General features: G+C 60.2%; 15 protein-coding genes. 6 read left to right on the forward strand and 9 right to left on the reverse strand.

Translation table 11 applies throughout. The features are described 5' to 3' along the window. Positions 1 to 8 precede the first annotated feature (8 nt). Complete coding sequence (locus tag NVV72_17945; GenBank protein ID MCR6661108.1) at positions 9 to 368, reverse strand: hypothetical protein; 360 nt, start codon at positions 366 to 368, stop codon at positions 9 to 11. Between the two features lie 88 nt (positions 369 to 456). Here NVV72_17945 and NVV72_17950 point away from each other — a divergent pair, with 88 nt between their 5' ends. The 4 genes from NVV72_17950 (at position 457) to lexA (ending at position 3724) form a co-directional block, all read left to right on the forward strand. After that, on the forward strand, positions 457 to 1050 hold the full coding sequence (locus tag NVV72_17950) for an aminodeoxychorismate/anthranilate synthase component II (protein ID MCR6661109.1): 594 nt from the start codon (positions 457 to 459) through the stop codon (positions 1048 to 1050). Further along, positions 1043 to 2059, forward strand: coding sequence for an anthranilate phosphoribosyltransferase (trpD, locus tag NVV72_17955; GenBank protein MCR6661110.1), 1017 nt, complete (start codon positions 1043 to 1045; stop codon positions 2057 to 2059). Before NVV72_17950 ends, trpD begins: the two co-directional genes overlap by 8 nt. Before the next feature lie 80 nt (positions 2060 to 2139). After that, a complete protein-coding gene (gene trpC / locus NVV72_17960; protein ID MCR6661111.1) occupies positions 2140 to 2934 on the forward strand; it encodes an indole-3-glycerol phosphate synthase TrpC in 795 nt (264 codons plus the stop codon). 88 nt (positions 2935 to 3022) lie between these two features. Next, positions 3023 to 3724 (forward strand): transcriptional repressor LexA, encoded by a 702-nt coding sequence (gene lexA, locus NVV72_17965; protein ID MCR6661112.1) that lies wholly within the window; start codon positions 3023 to 3025, stop codon positions 3722 to 3724. Here the strand turns inward: lexA and NVV72_17970 are convergent. Continuing rightward, on the reverse strand, positions 3721 to 5883 hold the full coding sequence (locus NVV72_17970) for a ComEC family competence protein (protein ID MCR6661113.1): 2163 nt from the start codon (positions 5881 to 5883) through the stop codon (positions 3721 to 3723). The two genes, lexA and NVV72_17970, sit on opposite strands and share 4 nt — an antisense overlap. 96 nt (positions 5884 to 5979) lie before the next feature. Here NVV72_17970 and gltX point away from each other — a divergent pair, with 96 nt between their 5' ends. Together gltX and gltA are read left to right on the forward strand one after the other, a co-directional pair. Beyond that, positions 5980 to 7392, forward strand: a complete 1413-nt coding sequence (gene gltX, locus NVV72_17975) for a glutamate--tRNA ligase (GenBank protein ID MCR6661114.1) — start codon at positions 5980 to 5982, stop codon at positions 7390 to 7392. 93 nt (positions 7393 to 7485) lie between these two features. Beyond that, positions 7486 to 8775, forward strand: a complete 1290-nt coding sequence (gltA, locus tag NVV72_17980; GenBank protein ID MCR6661115.1) for a citrate synthase — start codon at positions 7486 to 7488, stop codon at positions 8773 to 8775. Positions 8776 to 8893: 118 nt separating this feature from the next. Here the strand turns inward: gltA and lpxB are convergent, their stop codons facing one another. From lpxB to bamA, 7 genes are all read right to left on the reverse strand, one after another. Beyond that, positions 8894 to 10063 carry a lipid-A-disaccharide synthase gene (gene lpxB / locus NVV72_17985; protein MCR6661116.1) on the reverse strand — a complete coding sequence of 390 codons (1170 nt, stop codon included), beginning with the start codon at positions 10061 to 10063 and terminating at the stop codon, positions 8894 to 8896. Next, complete coding sequence (gene lpxI, locus NVV72_17990; protein MCR6661117.1) at positions 10044 to 10871, reverse strand: UDP-2,3-diacylglucosamine diphosphatase LpxI; 828 nt, start codon at positions 10869 to 10871, stop codon at positions 10044 to 10046. The genes lpxB and lpxI overlap by 20 nt, the downstream gene beginning before the upstream one ends. A 141-nt stretch (positions 10872 to 11012) precedes the next feature. Beyond that, complete coding sequence (gene lpxA / locus NVV72_17995) at positions 11013 to 11807, reverse strand: acyl-ACP--UDP-N-acetylglucosamine O-acyltransferase (protein MCR6661118.1); 795 nt, start codon at positions 11805 to 11807, stop codon at positions 11013 to 11015. Then, positions 11804 to 12292: a 3-hydroxyacyl-ACP dehydratase FabZ gene (fabZ, locus tag NVV72_18000; protein MCR6661119.1), complete on the reverse strand. Its 489-nt coding sequence runs from the start codon at positions 12290 to 12292 to the stop codon at positions 11804 to 11806. Before fabZ ends, lpxA begins: the two co-directional genes overlap by 4 nt. Positions 12293 to 12299: 7 nt before the next feature. Next, positions 12300 to 13316 (reverse strand): UDP-3-O-(3-hydroxymyristoyl)glucosamine N-acyltransferase, encoded by a 1017-nt coding sequence (gene lpxD / locus NVV72_18005; GenBank protein ID MCR6661120.1) that lies wholly within the window; start codon positions 13314 to 13316, stop codon positions 12300 to 12302. A 19-nt stretch (positions 13317 to 13335) separates the two neighbouring features. Then, positions 13336 to 14043 (reverse strand): OmpH family outer membrane protein, encoded by a 708-nt coding sequence (locus tag NVV72_18010; GenBank protein ID MCR6661121.1) that lies wholly within the window; start codon positions 14041 to 14043, stop codon positions 13336 to 13338. 25 nt (positions 14044 to 14068) lie between these two features. Then, a complete protein-coding gene (gene bamA, locus NVV72_18015; protein ID MCR6661122.1) occupies positions 14069 to 16498 on the reverse strand; it encodes an outer membrane protein assembly factor BamA in 2430 nt (809 codons plus the stop codon). Positions 16499 to 16530 lie beyond the last annotated feature (32 nt).

Raw genomic sequence — 16530 nt, forward strand, 5'->3', positions numbered from 1 at the left:
ACGGAAAATTACCGTGCGGATTCGCTGCCGACTGGCAATGCTTCTTTGACGGCCTCATTCGGTGTGCTGGACAGCTCAAAGTCGGCCTTGCCGGCGGGCGCGACCGGTTTGGCCACCGCGGCAGGCTTTCCTGCATTGGCGCTGATCAGCGGGCTTTTCGTGTAAACATAGGCCAGCAAGGTCGCCGCGCCGATAAAGGCGCATCCAGCCAGCAAAGACAAGACACCGGGCAGCCGGTAACGGGAAGGCGACCGCAACAGACCCTGTGCCGCGTCCAGACGCTCGTCAAGGCGCCCTTCTGGTCGCCCCTCAAGCGGCACCGTCTCCGCGATGTCCCGAATCGTTTCCATGAGCGGAAGCTTAAGCATATTTGCCACGCCGCAAAAGACTTCTGACGTTTAGGCTTGGAAAGCACAGCACTTTTGCTTACATACGGCTGGAATATGGAGGGTGCCAATGATCCTGGTCATCGATAATTACGACAGCTTTACCTACAATCTCGTCCACTACCTCGCGGAACTGGGCGCGGAAACGCAGGTCTGGCGTAACGATGCCCTGAGCGTCCAGGACGCCCTGGCCCTGAAACCGCAAGCCATCCTGCTGTCGCCCGGCCCCTGCGCGCCCGATCAGGCCGGCATCTGCCTGCCGCTGCTGCGCGCCGCGCCGGAAGACATGCCGGTACTCGGTGTCTGCCTCGGTCATCAATCCATCGGCCAGGCCTATGGCGGCGATGTCATCCGCGCCAAGACCCTGATGCACGGCAAGACCAGCCAGATACATCATAATAATAAAGGCATTTTCAAAGACTTGCCCAATCCTTTTACAGCGACACGTTATCATTCGCTGGCCGTAAAGCGCGAGACCCTGCCCGATGATCTGGAGGTCACCGCCTGGACCGAGGACGGTGAGATCATGGGCGTCCAGCACAAGACGCGCCCGATCCATGGCGTCCAGTTCCACCCGGAATCGATCGCCACCGAAGGCGGCCATCAGTTACTGGCCAATTTCCTCAATCTGGCCGGTATCGAAAGCCACAACCTGTATGTCTGACGCTTTCAAGCCCCTGCTGGCCAAGCTTGCCGAAGGTCAGACCCTCAACGAAGACGACGCCGAGCAGTTCTTTTCCGCCTGCCTGCGTGGTGAACCGACGCCCGCCCAGGTGGCCGCGGCCGTCACCGCTATCCGTATTCGCGGCGAAACGGTCGGCGAAATCGCAGCCTGCGCCCGCGCCATGCGCAAGGCCGCCATCCATCTGGAGCATCCGTATGACGTCATTGATGTCTGCGGCACCGGCGGTGATGGCCTGCACACGCTGAATATCTCGACCGCCGTCGGTTTCGTGGCGGCAGGTGGCGGGCTGAAAGTGGCCAAGCACGGCAACCGCGCCATTACCTCCAAATCCGGCACGGCCGATGTGCTGGCGGCGCTGGGCGTCAATATCGACGCCACGCTCGAACAGCAACGCCGGGCCCTTGATGAGGCCGGCATCTGCTTCATGTTCGCGCAATCGCATCATGGCGCCATGCGGCATGTCTCGCCGATTCGCCAGCAACTCGGCTTCCGCACCATCTTCAATCTGCTGGGACCACTCAGCAACCCCGCCGGTGCCAAGCGTCAGGTCGTAGGCGTCCCCTCGCCGCGCTTTGTCGAACCCATCGCCCAGGCGCTGGGCCAATTGGGCGCCGTCAAGGCATGGTCCGTCCATGGTTCCGGCCTAGACGAACTGACCACGACGGGCGAAACCGATGTCGCCGAATGGCGCGATGGCTTTGTCCGCCTGTTCAAGATTACCCCGGAAGCCGTGGGCCTGCCCCGCGCGGCTTTGGCCGATATCACCGGCGGTGCGCCGGAGCACAACGCCGCTGAACTGGCCGCCCTGCTTGACGGCAAGAAAAGCGCCTACCGCGATATCGTGATGCTCAACGCTGCCGCCGCCTTCCTGGTGGCCGATACGGTCGAGACCCTGCGCGAAGGCGTAGAAAAAGCGGCCAAAGTCATTGACGATGGCCGGGCCAGACGGGCGCTCGACACACTCATCGCCACTACCCAGGCGGCGTAACACTCTTATAACGCAACTGTTGATCCCGCGTGATGACGCGGCATGTTAGGCTGGATATGACTGAACCCACAGGAGACGATATGCTGGATATTCTCGACAGGATCGCCACCTACAAGCGCGAAGATGTCGCCACGCGCCGCGTCAAGACCACGCTGGACAATCTCAGATCCCAGATCGCGGCGGTTGGCCCCACGCGTGGCTTTGCGAAGGCTCTGGTTGCCAACAAGCAGCCAAACAGCCTCTCCCTGATCGCCGAAATCAAGAAGGCCAGCCCGTCAAAGGGCCTGATCCGCGAGGACTTCGACCCCAATTACCTGGCCCAGTGCTATGAAGCCGGCGGCGCATCCTGCCTGTCGATCCTGACCGATAACCCCAGTTTCATGGGCCACGAATCACACTTCCAGTCAGCCCGTGCCGCCGCGTCCCTGCCCTGCATCCGCAAGGAATTTCTCGTCGATACCTGGCAGGTGACCGAATCGCGTGCCATCGGCGCCGATGCCATTCTTGTCATCATGGCGATGATCGATGATTCCCTGGCCGCCGACCTGATCGATACCGCGCATCATTATGGCATGGATGCGCTCGTCGAGGTCCACAATGCCGAGGAAATGGCGCGGGCGCTTAAGCTGAACTCCAAACTGATCGGCATAAACAACCGTAATCTCAGGAATTTTCATGTCGATTTGGCGGTCACCGAAGCGCTGGCGCCCATGGTATCGAAAGAGCATATCCTGGTGGCGGAAAGCGGTATCTTCACGCCATTCGATGTCAAGCGGCTGGCTCGTACCGGCGCCACGGCCATGCTGGTAGGCGAAAGCCTTATGCGACAGGGCGATGTGACGGCGGCGACAAAAAATCTCTTGTCGTTAGCTTGACATTAACAGGAACACATATAGAACATCAGGCATAGGTTCATGACTTGTTCCCGAAAATTGGGGGACAGGCGCTGCTTGAGGTTTTGCCATGCTGACGACCAAACAACGCGAACTCCTGATGTTCATTCATGAACGGATCAAGGAGACCGGCGTGTCTCCCTCCTTCGACGAGATGAAGGAGGCGCTCGATCTGGCATCCAAGTCGGGCATTCACCGGCTCATCACGGCCCTTGAGGAACGCGGCTTCATTCGTCGTCTGGCGCATCGGGCACGGGCGCTGGAAGTCATCAAACTGCCGGATCAGGCCACCGCCTCGGCCCCGCCGCGTGGCCGCCAGGCTTTCGTGCCGCAGGTGGTGGAAGGCAGCAGACCCGTTCCCGAAGCCCCCAAAGCGGTCAATGACGACACACGCGAACTGCCGCTTCTGGGCAAGATTGCCGCCGGCGTGCCGATAGAGGCCATGGGTCATGAACGCGACCGCCTGCATATTCCGGAATCCATGCTGGGCGCCGGCGAGCATTATGTCCTCGAAATCGAGGGCGATTCCATGATCAATGCCGGCATTCTCAATGGCGACTATGTCGTCATCAAGAAAACCGACACGGCGCAGTCCGGCGAGATCGTCGTGGCCCTGGTCGATGATGAAACTGCCACGCTCAAGCGCCTGCGCAAGAAGGGGGCGTCGATCGCCCTGGAAGCCGCCAATCCGAACTACAAGACGCAAATCTATAATGATGGCCAGGTCAAGGTTCAGGGCCGTCTCGTCGGCCTGATGCGCAAGTACCACTAAAGGGAAGCGTCGCCTTCGGCCTCGGATGGCCGAGACCAGTAGCGATTGCCTCTCAGGGGCTGGGCGGCCTTGATCGCCCAGCCCTTTTCTGTACGCGTCAGTTCCAGCGCGCCAAGGGTGCGGAAATCACTGGCGGTGATGTGATTGACGTTGCCGCATTGGGCGGGCCACTCCCCCATTGGATTACGCATGACCACCAGATCGCTGGCAAGGCACAACTCAGTCAGTCGCTCCGCTTTCGGCGGTTTATTGCTGAACCAGAACCCGATCCGGACCGGATTTTGCGGCAAGGGGACGCAAGCGTAGCCCTTGCAGGCGTAGTTTTGATCCCTGGAAGGGTCATCCAGCGCTTTCAGGCCATAGTGCTGAGTCCATTGCTCAAAGCCATATTGCCGGACCCTGGAGCGCACGACATAAGCACTATACCCTACACGGATCGCCGCATTGCCGCCCTCAGGATCGATCCACACATCCGGCGCCACGACTCGCGGCCACCACAGGATAGCCGTCGCCGCCAGCAGGCCGGCCCAGCGCGCCTTACCGCGCACCAGGCAAACCCACAGCAGACCGACAAAGGCTATGCCCAGCACAAAGGGCGGCGCGCTGGGCCAGTTGATCACGGCCTGAGGCAGGTCGGAAGTCAGGGCGGCAATGCGCTCGATCAGCCACAAGCCAAAACCCGCGACGCGCAAGGCTATGCCGCCCAATGGCGTGGCGCTGAAAACCGTCCCCAGGGCCAGGGCTGGCATGACGATGAAGGCCGTCACCGGCGCCTCGAACAGGTTTGACAGCAGGCCATAGACCGAAAACCGGTTGAAATAGGCAATGGCGAAGGGCGTAGTGGCGGCCGTGGCGACCACCGAGGCCAGCAATGACAGCCACAGCCCACGAAACGCCGACTGGATCGCCTTCACCCACATCGGTACGCTGATTTCACCCACAGGGGGCTTAAGGCTTTCCGCCAAGGCCAGCAATGCCGCCGTGGCGCTGAAGGACATCTGGAAACCAGGCTGAATTACGGCTTCCGGCGTCAGACAAATGACCACGATGGCAGCGATCGCCAGCGCCCGCAGACTGAGCGCGCGCCGGTCGAGCAGAATGGCGCCAAACGCCACGCAGGCAACCACCGCCGAGCGCACCGCCGGCGCGGGGGAGCCTGACAGGGCAAGATACAGAAGAATACAGATAATACTCAGACCCGCCGCCCATTTCTTGACCGGCACATGCAGGGCCAGCCACGGCACGCAGGCCATCAGCCCACGCAAGGCAAAAAAAATAAATCCGCCGACAATCGCCATATGGACGCCGGAAATCGACAGAATATGCGCCAGCCCGGAATCGCGCATGTCCTGGATCAGGCTTTGCGGGATAAAATTTTCATGTCCGGTTACCAGCGCCGCCGCGAAACCGCCAATGGCGCGGCCATTCTGCCAATCCGGGGCCGTGGCCTCAACCAGTCGCCCGGTAATAGACCAGCGCAGACGATTGAGCTTCATCACGAGGTCCAGCCGCCAGCCATGCGGCGGCGAGGCGATAATCCGCGGCACGCCTGGCACAAGCCCGACGCCGCCGATGCCCTGATACCAGGCGCTGCGAGCAAAATCATAGCCGTCCGGCATATTGGGTGGTGGCGGCGGATTGAGAATGGCGAAGGTCGATATGGCGTCTCCCGGCCTGATTGCCACCGCCTCCAGCGTGCCTGGCCGCAATGATACCCTCAGCCGCAAAGGCGTGCTTTCCGGACGGACGCCACGCATGGCAATAGGCGCCAGCAAAAGTCGTGGCTGGTCCTCGCTCGGCGACACCACGTCGATCACATATGCCTGAAGCGTATAATTGCTCACCTCCGAGCTTAAAACCGGCGCTTTCACATGCTCGGTCCTCAGCTTGCAGACCGCGGCGCCAAGTGCGAAAGACGCCAGAAGGATCAACACACTGACAAGGTGACCATTCGCACCATACCGGCGCGCCATTGCCAGCGCGATCAGGCATATCACTGCCGGCAGCAGCACCCACCATAGGCCAGGCTCGAACGGCAGGTTGAGATAGATGGCCGCCCCCGCTCCCATGGCCACCGGCAGCCACAGGAACAAGCGTCCTGTTTGCAGGGCCATCGCGGCCTCGGTCCGGCTTTTGAGGAAAACGATTACGGAATTCAAGCGGACAGGTCTCTTAATGGCGACAAAGGGCTTGGGTTGTCGGCAAAGAGAGCTATAAGACGCTCACAAAATCGTCCCCCTGATGTATAAATGACCATGACCCAATCCAAACCGCAAGCTGTAGTCACTCGTTTTGCCCCTTCGCCGACTGGCTACCTGCATATCGGCGGCGCGCGCACGGCCTTGTTCAACTGGCTCTACGCCAGGCACACCGGCGGCAAGTTCCTGATCCGCATCGAAGATACCGACCGCGAGCGCTCGACCCGCGCGGCGGTGGATGCCATTTTCGAGGGGCTGGACTGGCTGGGCCTCAAGCCGGACGATACGGTCGTTTTCCAGCACGCGCGTGAAGACCGCCACAAACAGGCGGTCACTGAGCTGGTGGCAAAAGGCCGCGCCTATGCCTGCTTCATGACCCAGGAAGAAACGGAGATCGCCCGCGAGGCTGCCCGTGAAGCCGGCCACGCCCTGCGTTCGCCGTGGCGCGACCGCACGCCGACGGAGACGGAACTGGAACAGCCGCACGTCATCCGCTTCAAGGGACCGTTGGCCGACACGCTGATGGTGCCCGACGCCGTGCAGGGCGATGTCACTTTCAATACGAAAGACATGGACGACCTGATCCTGCTGCGCACCGATGGCACCCCGACCTATAACCTCGCCGTTGTGGTCGATGATCATGACATGGGGATCACCCATGTCATTCGCGGCGATGATCACCTGAACAACGCCGCCCGCCAGAGCCTGATCTATATGGCGCTCGACTGGCCGGTGCCAACCTTCGCCCATATTCCGCTGATTCATGGCCCCGATGGCGCCAAGCTTTCCAAACGCCACGGCGCGCAGGCGGTCGGCGATTACCAGGGTCTGGGCTACCTCCCCGAAGCCATGCGCAATTATCTGGCGCGTCTTGGCTGGTCACATGGCGATGATGAAATCTTCGATGACAAACAGGCCATCGAGTGGTTCGACATCGCCGATATCAACCGCGCACCGGCCCGTCTCGATTTTGCCAAACTGGGCTCGGTCAATGCCCACTGGATTCGCATAGCCGACAACCAGCGTCTGGTCGATCTCGTCGCTGCCGAACTGACCGCCACCGGCCACGCAAAAATACCCCAGACGCGCGAAATTTTGGCCCGCACCATTCCCCTGGTAAAAGAACGCGCCCAGACCATCGTGCAACTGGCGGAAGCCGTTCACTTCGCTGTGGCGAAAGGACCGGTGCCGCTGGATGAAAAAACAAAAAAACTTCTGACTGAGGAAACAATATCACGGCTCAATCGTCTTCACGAAAATGTGTTGACATGGGACGACTGGAGTGCCGAATATATTGACGGACAATTGAAAAAATTCGTTGAAAATGAAGGTATTGGCTTCGGCAAGATCGGCCCGGTCCTGCGCGGCATTTTGTCGGCCGGACACTCCGCACCGGATATTTCAAAGCTTTTGGCCTCGATCGGGCGCGAAGAGACCCTTGTTCGCCTGACGGGGGGTCTTTTCATTTAGGATTACAGTTTGTAAAGCAGGCGCGACGCCGATTTAGGTGCGCCGCACACAGGACCGGCAAACGGTCTAAACCTTTTACCGAGGTAGCGTAATATGAGCCAGACTACTCCCGCCCAAATCAATTTCGAAGGCAAGGCCGTCGATCTGCCCGTGATGAAGGGCACGCTTGGCCCGGACGTCATCGACATCCGCAAGCTGTACGCCGAAACCGACGCCTTCACCTACGATCCGGGCTTCACCTCCACGGCTTCGTGCGAAAGCAAGATCACCTTCATCGATGGTGACAAGGGCGTATTGCTGCACCGCGGCTATCCGATCGGCCAACTGGCGGAAAAGTCGTCGTTCCTCGAAACCTGCTACCTGTTGCTGCATGGCGAATTGCCGACGGCCGCCGAATTCGAGCCTTTCGAGAATTCGATCACACGCCACACCATGCTGCATGAACAGTTCGACAAGTTCTTCTCCGGCTTCCGCCGTGACGCGCACCCGATGGCGATCATGACCGGCGCCGTCGGCGCCCTGTCGGCTTTCTATCACGACAGCCTCGATATCCATGATCTGAAGCAGCGCGAGATCTCGGCCCACCGCCTGATCGCCAAGATGCCGACGATTGCTGCCCGCGCCTACAAGTACAGTGTCGGCCAGCCGTTCGTGCATCCGCTTAACAAGCTCAGCTATTCGGAAAACTTCCTGCGCATGTGCTTCGCCGTTCCGGCCGAGGAATATGTGCCCAATCCGATCCTGACCAAAGCGATGGACCGTATCTTCATCCTCCACGCTGATCACGAGCAGAACGCCTCGACCTCGACCGTCCGCCTGGCCGGGTCTTCGGGCGCCAATCCGTTCGCCTGTATCGCCGCCGGCATCGCCTGCCTGTGGGGGCCGTCGCACGGCGGCGCCAACGAAGAGGCGCTGAACATGCTGAAGGAAATCGGCACGCCCGAGCGCATTCCGGAATTCATCGCCGGCGTCAAGGCCCGCAAGTACAAACTGATGGGCTTCGGCCACCGCGTGTACAAGAACTACGATCCACGCGCGACCGTCATGAAGCAGTCGGCCGACGAGGTTCTGGAAGCCGTTGGCGACAAGAACGATCCTCTGTTCCAGGTCGCCAAGGAACTGGAAAAGATCGCTCTGAACGATGAATTCTTCATCGAGCGCAAGCTGTATCCGAACGTCGATTTCTATTCCGGCATTACCCTGTCGGCCATGGGCTTCCCGACCACCATGTTCACCGTGCTGTTCGCCCTGGCGCGCACCGTGGGTTGGATCGCGCAGTGGAAGGAAATGATCGAGGATCCCGGTCAGAAGATCGGCCGTCCGCGCCAGCTCTATACCGGCGCCGGTCAACGCGACTATACGCCGATTTCGCAACGCGGCTAAGTTATGGAGTGTGGGGCCTGCGGCCCCACGTCTTCTCTCCTTCCAATGAAAAACCCGGCCCAAAAGGCCGGGTTTTTCATTGGAACAGGGCAAGGCTTGTGGGTCCTGCACCCTCCGTTTAACTTAGGCCGAGAAAATCCAGCACCGCCGCCGCCGCCTTTTCCGCCGGCGGCCTCTGACCGCGCCCCATGATATCAAGCGCGGTGAACTGTTCGACTATCTGCCTGTCGCGCAACACTTTATCGCCCAACCGCTCATCCACAGCCTGAACCAGATTAGCGACCGTCGCGTCGTCCTGGATAAATTCCGGCGCGATCCGCTTGTCGGCCATGATATTGAACATGGTGACGTGCTTCAGCGTCGAAATCCGGCGATAGATCCAGTAGGTCAACGGCTCGACCCTGTAGGCAATCACCATCGGGCACCCGGCCAGGGCCAGCTCGGTCGAGACTGTACCCGAGCAGGCCAGGGCCAGGGTGGCGGCTTTCATCGCCGAATGCTTGTCCGCTTCGCCATAGACCAGCAGCGGCTTCACCGGCCATTCCGATACACGGCGCTCAACCAGGTCACGGACCGTATCGGCCACCGGCATGACCAGACGGAGATTTGGATGCGTGGCGTTCAGCCGGGCAATCGTCTCGGCAAAGAGCGGCGACAGGCGCTTAATTTCCGATGGCCGGCTGCCCAGCAAGACCAGCAGCAACGGATCATCCCGCAAATCAATCCGCTTGCGAAATGCAATCGGATCAGCATCGCTCAGGTCAATATTCAGTGCCGGATTGCCAACCACGACGGTCTTCAGGCCGGCGGCCTCGAAAAACGGCGGATCCATCGGGTGCAGGGCCAGCAGAAGATCCACCGATTGTGCCAGGGTTTTTGCCCGGCCAGGCCGCGCCGCCCAGACCTGCGGCCCGACATATTTGATCAGCCTGACCTGCGGCATCACCTTGCGGATAGCGTTGGCGACCCGCAGTGTAAAGCCCCAGGAATCGACCAGAATGATCACATCCGGCTTTTCGGCCTGCGCGTAAGCCACTGTTTCGCGGACACGTTTCATGACGCGTCCATAGGCTTTTACCGCTTCCAGCAGCCCCAGTATCGACAGTTCGGAGATATCGAACGGACTGACCACGCCCTGCTCGGCCATACGCGCGCCACCGACACCGAAGAAGGTCAGGTCGGCGTTCGGCGCCTGGCGTCGCAGTTCGGCGATCAGCCCGGCGCCCAGGGCGTCGCCGGACGCCTCGGCGGCCACCACCATGATACGCTTAGTGGTCATCGTGGCCATAAATGAAAACTCCCAGCTCGGCGGCGCGGGCGTAGACGGCCGGCTTATCGACGATCAACAGGGCCTGGGCCTTCGCCACAATGCCGCAAAGGCCGGCGGCAGCCACGTCCTCGACCGTTTGCACGCCGATGGTCGGCATATCCAAGCGCAGGTCTTGTATTGGTTTGGCGAGCTTGGCGAGCACTCCCTTGCGATTAGCAAGCGTTCCGCGCAGCGCCGGATTGAGCGTATGGATACGCCCCAGCACGGCCTGTGTGCCTTCCTGCGCCTCAACGGCCAGGGTGATCCGGCCGGCCACCACTACTGCCTGGCCGATATCGAGCGCACCGATGGCCGCCGCTATGCGCATAGCTTCCTGGGCGTCTTCCATGGCTTCCGGTGACGGGTCGGGGCCCGCTTGCAATCCGCAACCGATCAGCAGTTCCGGATTGGCCTCATGGGCGCCTTCGATATGATAGCCCTGGCTTGCGATCACCTTGGCGACCTGACGCAGCAGGGAATCGTCCCCGCCCCTGCCCGCTGACTGGATGCTGTGAAGGTGCTGGTCCTTCTGCATTGTGTCGAAATCCGGACGCTGAACATAACCGCACATAGTGACAGCCTTTACCTGCTCTGCGGCCAGTATTTCGAACAACCGCGGGAAATCGCCCAGGCCGAGCGTATGGCCGGGGTGGTCATTCAGTTCGGCATCGGACAGACCATCGATACGGATGACCGTATAGGGACGCCCGGTCTGCTTCAGATAGCGGGCGATTTCGACCGGCAACGCGCCGCCGCCGGAGATCAGGGCAAGTTTGGTGTTGGGCATTGGCCTCTCTTGTTACGGGGTTTGGGGGCTGTGGCCCCAAGCCTTTTTTTTTCTTCCCTTGCCCTCTAATAGGGGGCAAGGGAAGAAAGAATATAGAAGATTTGTGGGGTCACGGACCCCACGCCCCGTTACAGGACAGCGTCAATGATCCGACGGCAAACAGATCGGCCGCGTTGAATCTTCACGAATAAACCGAACGATCTCCACCACCTGGTCGATATCGGAGAAGTTCTCCAGCACGTCGTCGAGGCGTTCCTGGAAGGTGCCCTCTTCGGCAAACATCATCCGGTAAGCCGTCCGCAGCGCCAGTATAAGCTCACGCGAGAACCCACGGCGCTTCAGACCCACCAGATTCAGCCCCTCAAGCCGCGCATGATTGCCCCAGACCGAGCCATAGGGAATAACGTCCTTGGTGACGATCGCGCCGCCACCGATAAAGCTGTAACGCCCCAGGCGCGCAAACTGATGCACCGCGCAAGAGCCACCGAGAAACACGAAATCCCCAACCTGCACATGGCCGCCGATCGACGCCTGATTGGCCATGATGACATTATTGCCGAGGATGCAGTCATGCGCGATCCCTGATCCGGCCATGAACATGCAGTCATTGCCGGCCACGGTTATGCCGCCGCCCTTTTCCGTGCCGGTGTGCATGATGACATGCTCACGCACCAGAACCCGGTCGCCAACAGTCAGTTTCGTCGGTTCGCCCTTGTGCGCCAGATGCTGCGGCGCGCCGCCCAGGCAGGCAAACGGATGGATTGTACCGTCAATGCCGATCTCGGTCACGCCGTCGATGACGACATGCGATTTCAATACGGTCCGGTCCCCGATCTTAACCTGCGGCCCGACTATGCAGTAGGGCCCGATCTGGACGTCAACGCCGAGCTGCGCGCCGTCATGGATGATCGCGGTCGGATGTATCGTTACAGTCATTTCGGGCTCTCAACCACCATGGCGGCGAACTCGGCTTCGCAGATAATCTTGTCGTTCACATAAGCCTCGCCGCGGAATTTGAAGATATCGCCGCGATGGCGCACGACTTCCACCGGCATACGCACCACGTCGCCCGGACGGACCGGACTGCGGAACTTTACACCATCCACCGACATAAAGAAGATGGTCTTGCCTTCAACATCTGCGTCCAAAGATTTCGACATCAGCACGGCGCCGGTCTGGCCCATAGCCTCAATCAGCAACACGCCGGGCATGACCGGATTTTCCGGGAAATGGCCATTGAAGAACGGTTCGTTGAAGGTGACATTCTTGATGCCGACCATCGACTTGTTCTTCACCCAGTCTTCGCCGCGATCAATCAGCAGGAAGGGATAGCGATGCGGAATGCGCTTGAGGATTTCGGCGTAGTCCACGCTGGCCTGAGTGTCAGTTGCCTCCGGCGCATCATCAGCAGTCGTGCTCATTAAAGTCTTACCCCTTGTCCTTCGTCATTGCGTTTTTCTCCAGCCAGACCATTTCGCGCAGGAACTGCCGCGACGGCCGGGCCGGAAATCCGGATACCATGGTGGCGGCCGGTACATCCTTGAATACACAGGCGCCGGCGGCGATCTTCGCGCCCGCGCCTATGTCGATATGGTCTATCACGCCGGCACGTCCGCCGAACATGGCACCGTCACCAACTGTCACCGATCCTGAAATGCCGGTATGCGCCGCCAGGATGCAGTTGCGTCCGATCTGGCAGTTGTGACCGACCTGAACCATGTTGTCGATCTTCGTCGCCTCGCCGATGACCGTATCGTCATAGGCGCCGCGGTCAATGCAGGTGCCGGAACCGACGCTGACATCGTCCTGCAGGATAGCCCGCCCCAGTTGCGGCACATCAACCAGGCCCTTGGCATCCCCGCTGACGCCAAAGCCGGCCTCGCCGATATGGCCGCCCGAAAGCACCTGGACCCGGTCGCCCAGCAGAGCGCAGTAAATCGTGCTGTGCGCGCCGATGCGGCAATCACGTCCGATGCGGCAGCCGGGACCGATCACCGCATAGGCTTCGATCCGCGTACCCGCCCCGATCTCGACATCCTGGCCGATCACCACGCCGATACCGATCGTGACGCCCGCCTCCATCTTGACGCTTGGATGGATGGCCTCAGTGCCCTCGTGCCGCCGCGTCCGGTAAAGCTGCGTCGCCACACGGGCCCAGGCGGCCTGCGGACTGGCCGTTGCCGTGGCCACGCTGGCCGCCGGCACCTGATCGACGAAATCCTCCGTCACGAAAACGAATTCCGCCCCGGTCCGGTGCAGGTTCGTCAGATAGCGGCGGTCACTGAAAAAGGCCGCATGACCGCTCCCTCCAAACGACAAAGGGGCGCAGGCCGTAACGAACCCGCTCCCCTTCTTTTCCGGCACAATCAGCCGGCTGGAGGTCAACGCCACCACCTGATCCAGGTCTATTTTTGAACCGATATCAAAAAAACGCGGATCAGGCATGAACGGTGTTATCTCTTAATTACTTCGCGGGCGCTGCTCCCGCCGCCGGCTGGTCAAGCTTGACGCGATCGAAAGCCGGCAGGGTCTCGCCCGAGGCATTCATCTTGGCAACAACGTCCGTGGTGATGTTCATCGCGGGGTTGGCATAGAGGAAGCTGGTTTGAGTCGGCGAACCATTCGTATTCGCAGTCATGTCATAATGCAACAGGGAGTCGGCCGAGAGAACCGTGGCGCAGCTCTTGGCGGTGACCACAGCGTTGATTTGCGGGATCATCTTCTGGAAGATGGCCTGCATCACTTCCTGCTGGGTATACTGCATTTCCTGGTTACGCTGCTGAACCTTGGCCTGGAACTTCTGGCGCTTCTCTTCCCAGGCCTGAGCCTTACCTTCCCAGGCGGTCTTGCCGGCCGGGGTGGCGGCGCTGGTCTTTTGTGAAGCGGCCAGGGCCTTGTATTCGTCCTCAATGGCCTTGCCCTCGGCGCCGAGTTCGGCATCGACCTGGCCCTTCAGTTGCACGAGACGGTCCGAGGCTGACTTGCCCATGTTCGAGGTCGACATGGCGGTCTGTTCGTCCAGCACGCACTGGCCAGGAACGGCGGCGCCGAAGGTCGGCGGCGTCGGAGCAGCGGGGGCTGCGGCCGGAGCTGCAGCTTGCGCCATGGCTTGGCCAGCGCCAGCCATGAGAACGGCGGCGGAGGCGATAAGGAAGAGCGATGTTTTTTTCATAGTTTTGTTCATCTCTGGGTATTGGTTAGAATTGCGTGGATTGCGAGAAGCGGAAGGATTCAACCTTGTCATACGACTCTTTCGACAGAACCTGGCTCAGATCGAACTGGACCGGGCCCATCGGGGATTTCCAGCGGATGGTAATACCCGCGGAAGCGCGAAGAGACATATCATCGACGATATTGGTAAGCGGCTTACCAGTGGAGTCAATTTTTAGGCGATCGTCAACATTGCCGAGCGTACCTAAATCGAGAAATAGAGCGGTTTTAAGGCCGTACTGGTCCGGCAGGCCGTTGGGGATGCCCAGTTCGGTTGACAGGATACCGTAGGTCTGGCCGCCCAGCGCATAGCCGGTTGAGGTATCGCGCGGCCCCATGCCGGCATATTCGAAGCCACGCATCGTATCGCCGCCCTTGAAGAAGCGGTCGTTGATGCGGATGGCGTCGCCGCGCCACGGAATGATAGACCCGGCGGTGCCGGAGACGTGCAGGATCATGTCCTTCTTGAAGCCATGATACCAGTGACCTTCGAGTTCCGAACTGACATACTTCACGTCGCCGCCCAGGCCGGCGAAATCCTGGCGCAGGGTGAACATCCAGCCACGCGTCGGCTGGATGTAGTCGTTACGCAGGTCGAAAGCCAGCGAATAGCCGACGCTGGAGGTCACCCCGGTGCCGCAGCTATAGAGCAGACCGTTACAGGCGTCCGACGAGGTATAGGTAATATCGTCGCTGCGGTAGTTATAACGCAGGCGCAAAGACGAGAAGCCGTTCAGGCTATAGCCCAGTCGCAGGCCGGCGCCGTAGGAATCGGTCGAGTAATCAACGCCGTTATAGTGATAGGAGCTCTGGAACAGGTCGAAGCCCGCCGAAACGTCACGGCCCATGAAGTGCGGTTCGGTGAACGAGAAGTCGATCGTCTTCTGGATCGAACCGGTCTGGACGCGGGCGCGGACCTGCTGGCCGGTGCCGCGGAAGTTCTGCTGGGCGATAGAAATATCAAGGATAAACTTCTGGATCGACGAGAAGCCGGCCCCGAATGACAGTTCGCCGGTCGGCTGTTCCAGCACAGCCACTTCGATATTGGTCTTGCCCGGCACGGCTGACGGCTTTTCGGTGATCTTCACGCCGGTATCATCCTGCTTGAAGAAGCCAAGGCCGCGCACATAGATCTTGGAGCGTTCCAGCAGAGCCTTGTTGTAAGCGTCGCCTTCCGACACCAGCATCTGGCGGCGGATGACCTTGTCGAGCGTCTGGGTATTGCCGACGATATTGATCTTGTCGATATAGACGCGCGCGCCTTCATGGACATTGAAGACCAGGTTGACATTGTGCGTGTTCGGATCGGCCTCTTCCGAAGGCCGGATATCGACAAATGCGTAACCGGCTGCACCGGCGGCAAAGGTCAGGTCATCGACGGCCTTTTCGACGCGGTCGCTTTCATAAAGCTGGCCCGGACGGATCGAAATGGCGTGCTGGAGGTTTTCCGCCTTCAGCTTGTCATTGTCGGTCTTGATGGTGATGCGGCCGAAATTGTACTTCTGACCTTCATCAAGCGTATAGGAGATGGCGAAGTCCTTGCGGTCCGGCGTCAGTTCGGCCACCGCCGAAATGACGCGGAAATCGTAATAGCCCCGATTGGTGTAGTACTTGCGCAACTGCTCGCGGTCATAATCCATCCGGTCGGGATCGTAATTGTCGTTCGACGAGAAGAACTTCCACCACAGCGATTTCTGCGTGACCACGACCGACTTCAGGTCATTATCCGAGAAGGCATGGTTGCCGATGAAGTTGACGGTCGAAACGCCGGTCTTCGGGCCTTCATTAATCTCGAAGATCAGGTCGACGCGCTTTTGCGGCAGTTCGACGATCTTCGGCGTAACGGTCGCCGAGATACGGCCGCCCTTGCGGTAAAGCTCGATGATGCGCTGGACATCTTCCTGCACCTTGGCCTTGGTGAACACGCCACGCGGACGAATCTGCACTTCATCGCGCAGCTTGTCCTTGGTCATGGCGTGGTTGCCCTCAAAGACCACCTGGTTGATGATCGGGCTTTCCACGACCGTCACGACCATTTCATTGCCGTTCATGGCGATCTGAACATCGGAGAACAGGTCTGTGCGGTAAAGCGTCTTGACGGCGGCGTCGATCAGTTGCGCATCGACCGTCACGCCCGGCTGGAACGGCAGGTAGGAAATGATGGTCTGCGAATCAATCCGCTCATTGCCGGCCACGACGATGTGATCGACATAAGCCGTTTGTTCGGCAGCGGCCGGGGCCTGGGCTTCCTGCGGGGCGGCATCAGCGGCGGGCGCAGCATCGGCAGGCGCCGTTGCGGGAGCGGCATCCTGTGCCGGCGGCGTGGCTTCCTGGGCCTGTGCCCCCGTCGCCATAAGGCCCAGATGGGTCAGGGCCAGTACGCTGACGCCGAGAGTAAGGGAGCGGGTAAGGGTCATATGGCCTCTTGTAACCGTGGTCTTTGCGGCGC

Origin of the sequence: Asticcacaulis sp. (assembly GCA_024707255.1) — a bacterium.
Taxonomy (GTDB): Bacteria; Pseudomonadota; Alphaproteobacteria; order Caulobacterales; family Caulobacteraceae; genus Asticcacaulis.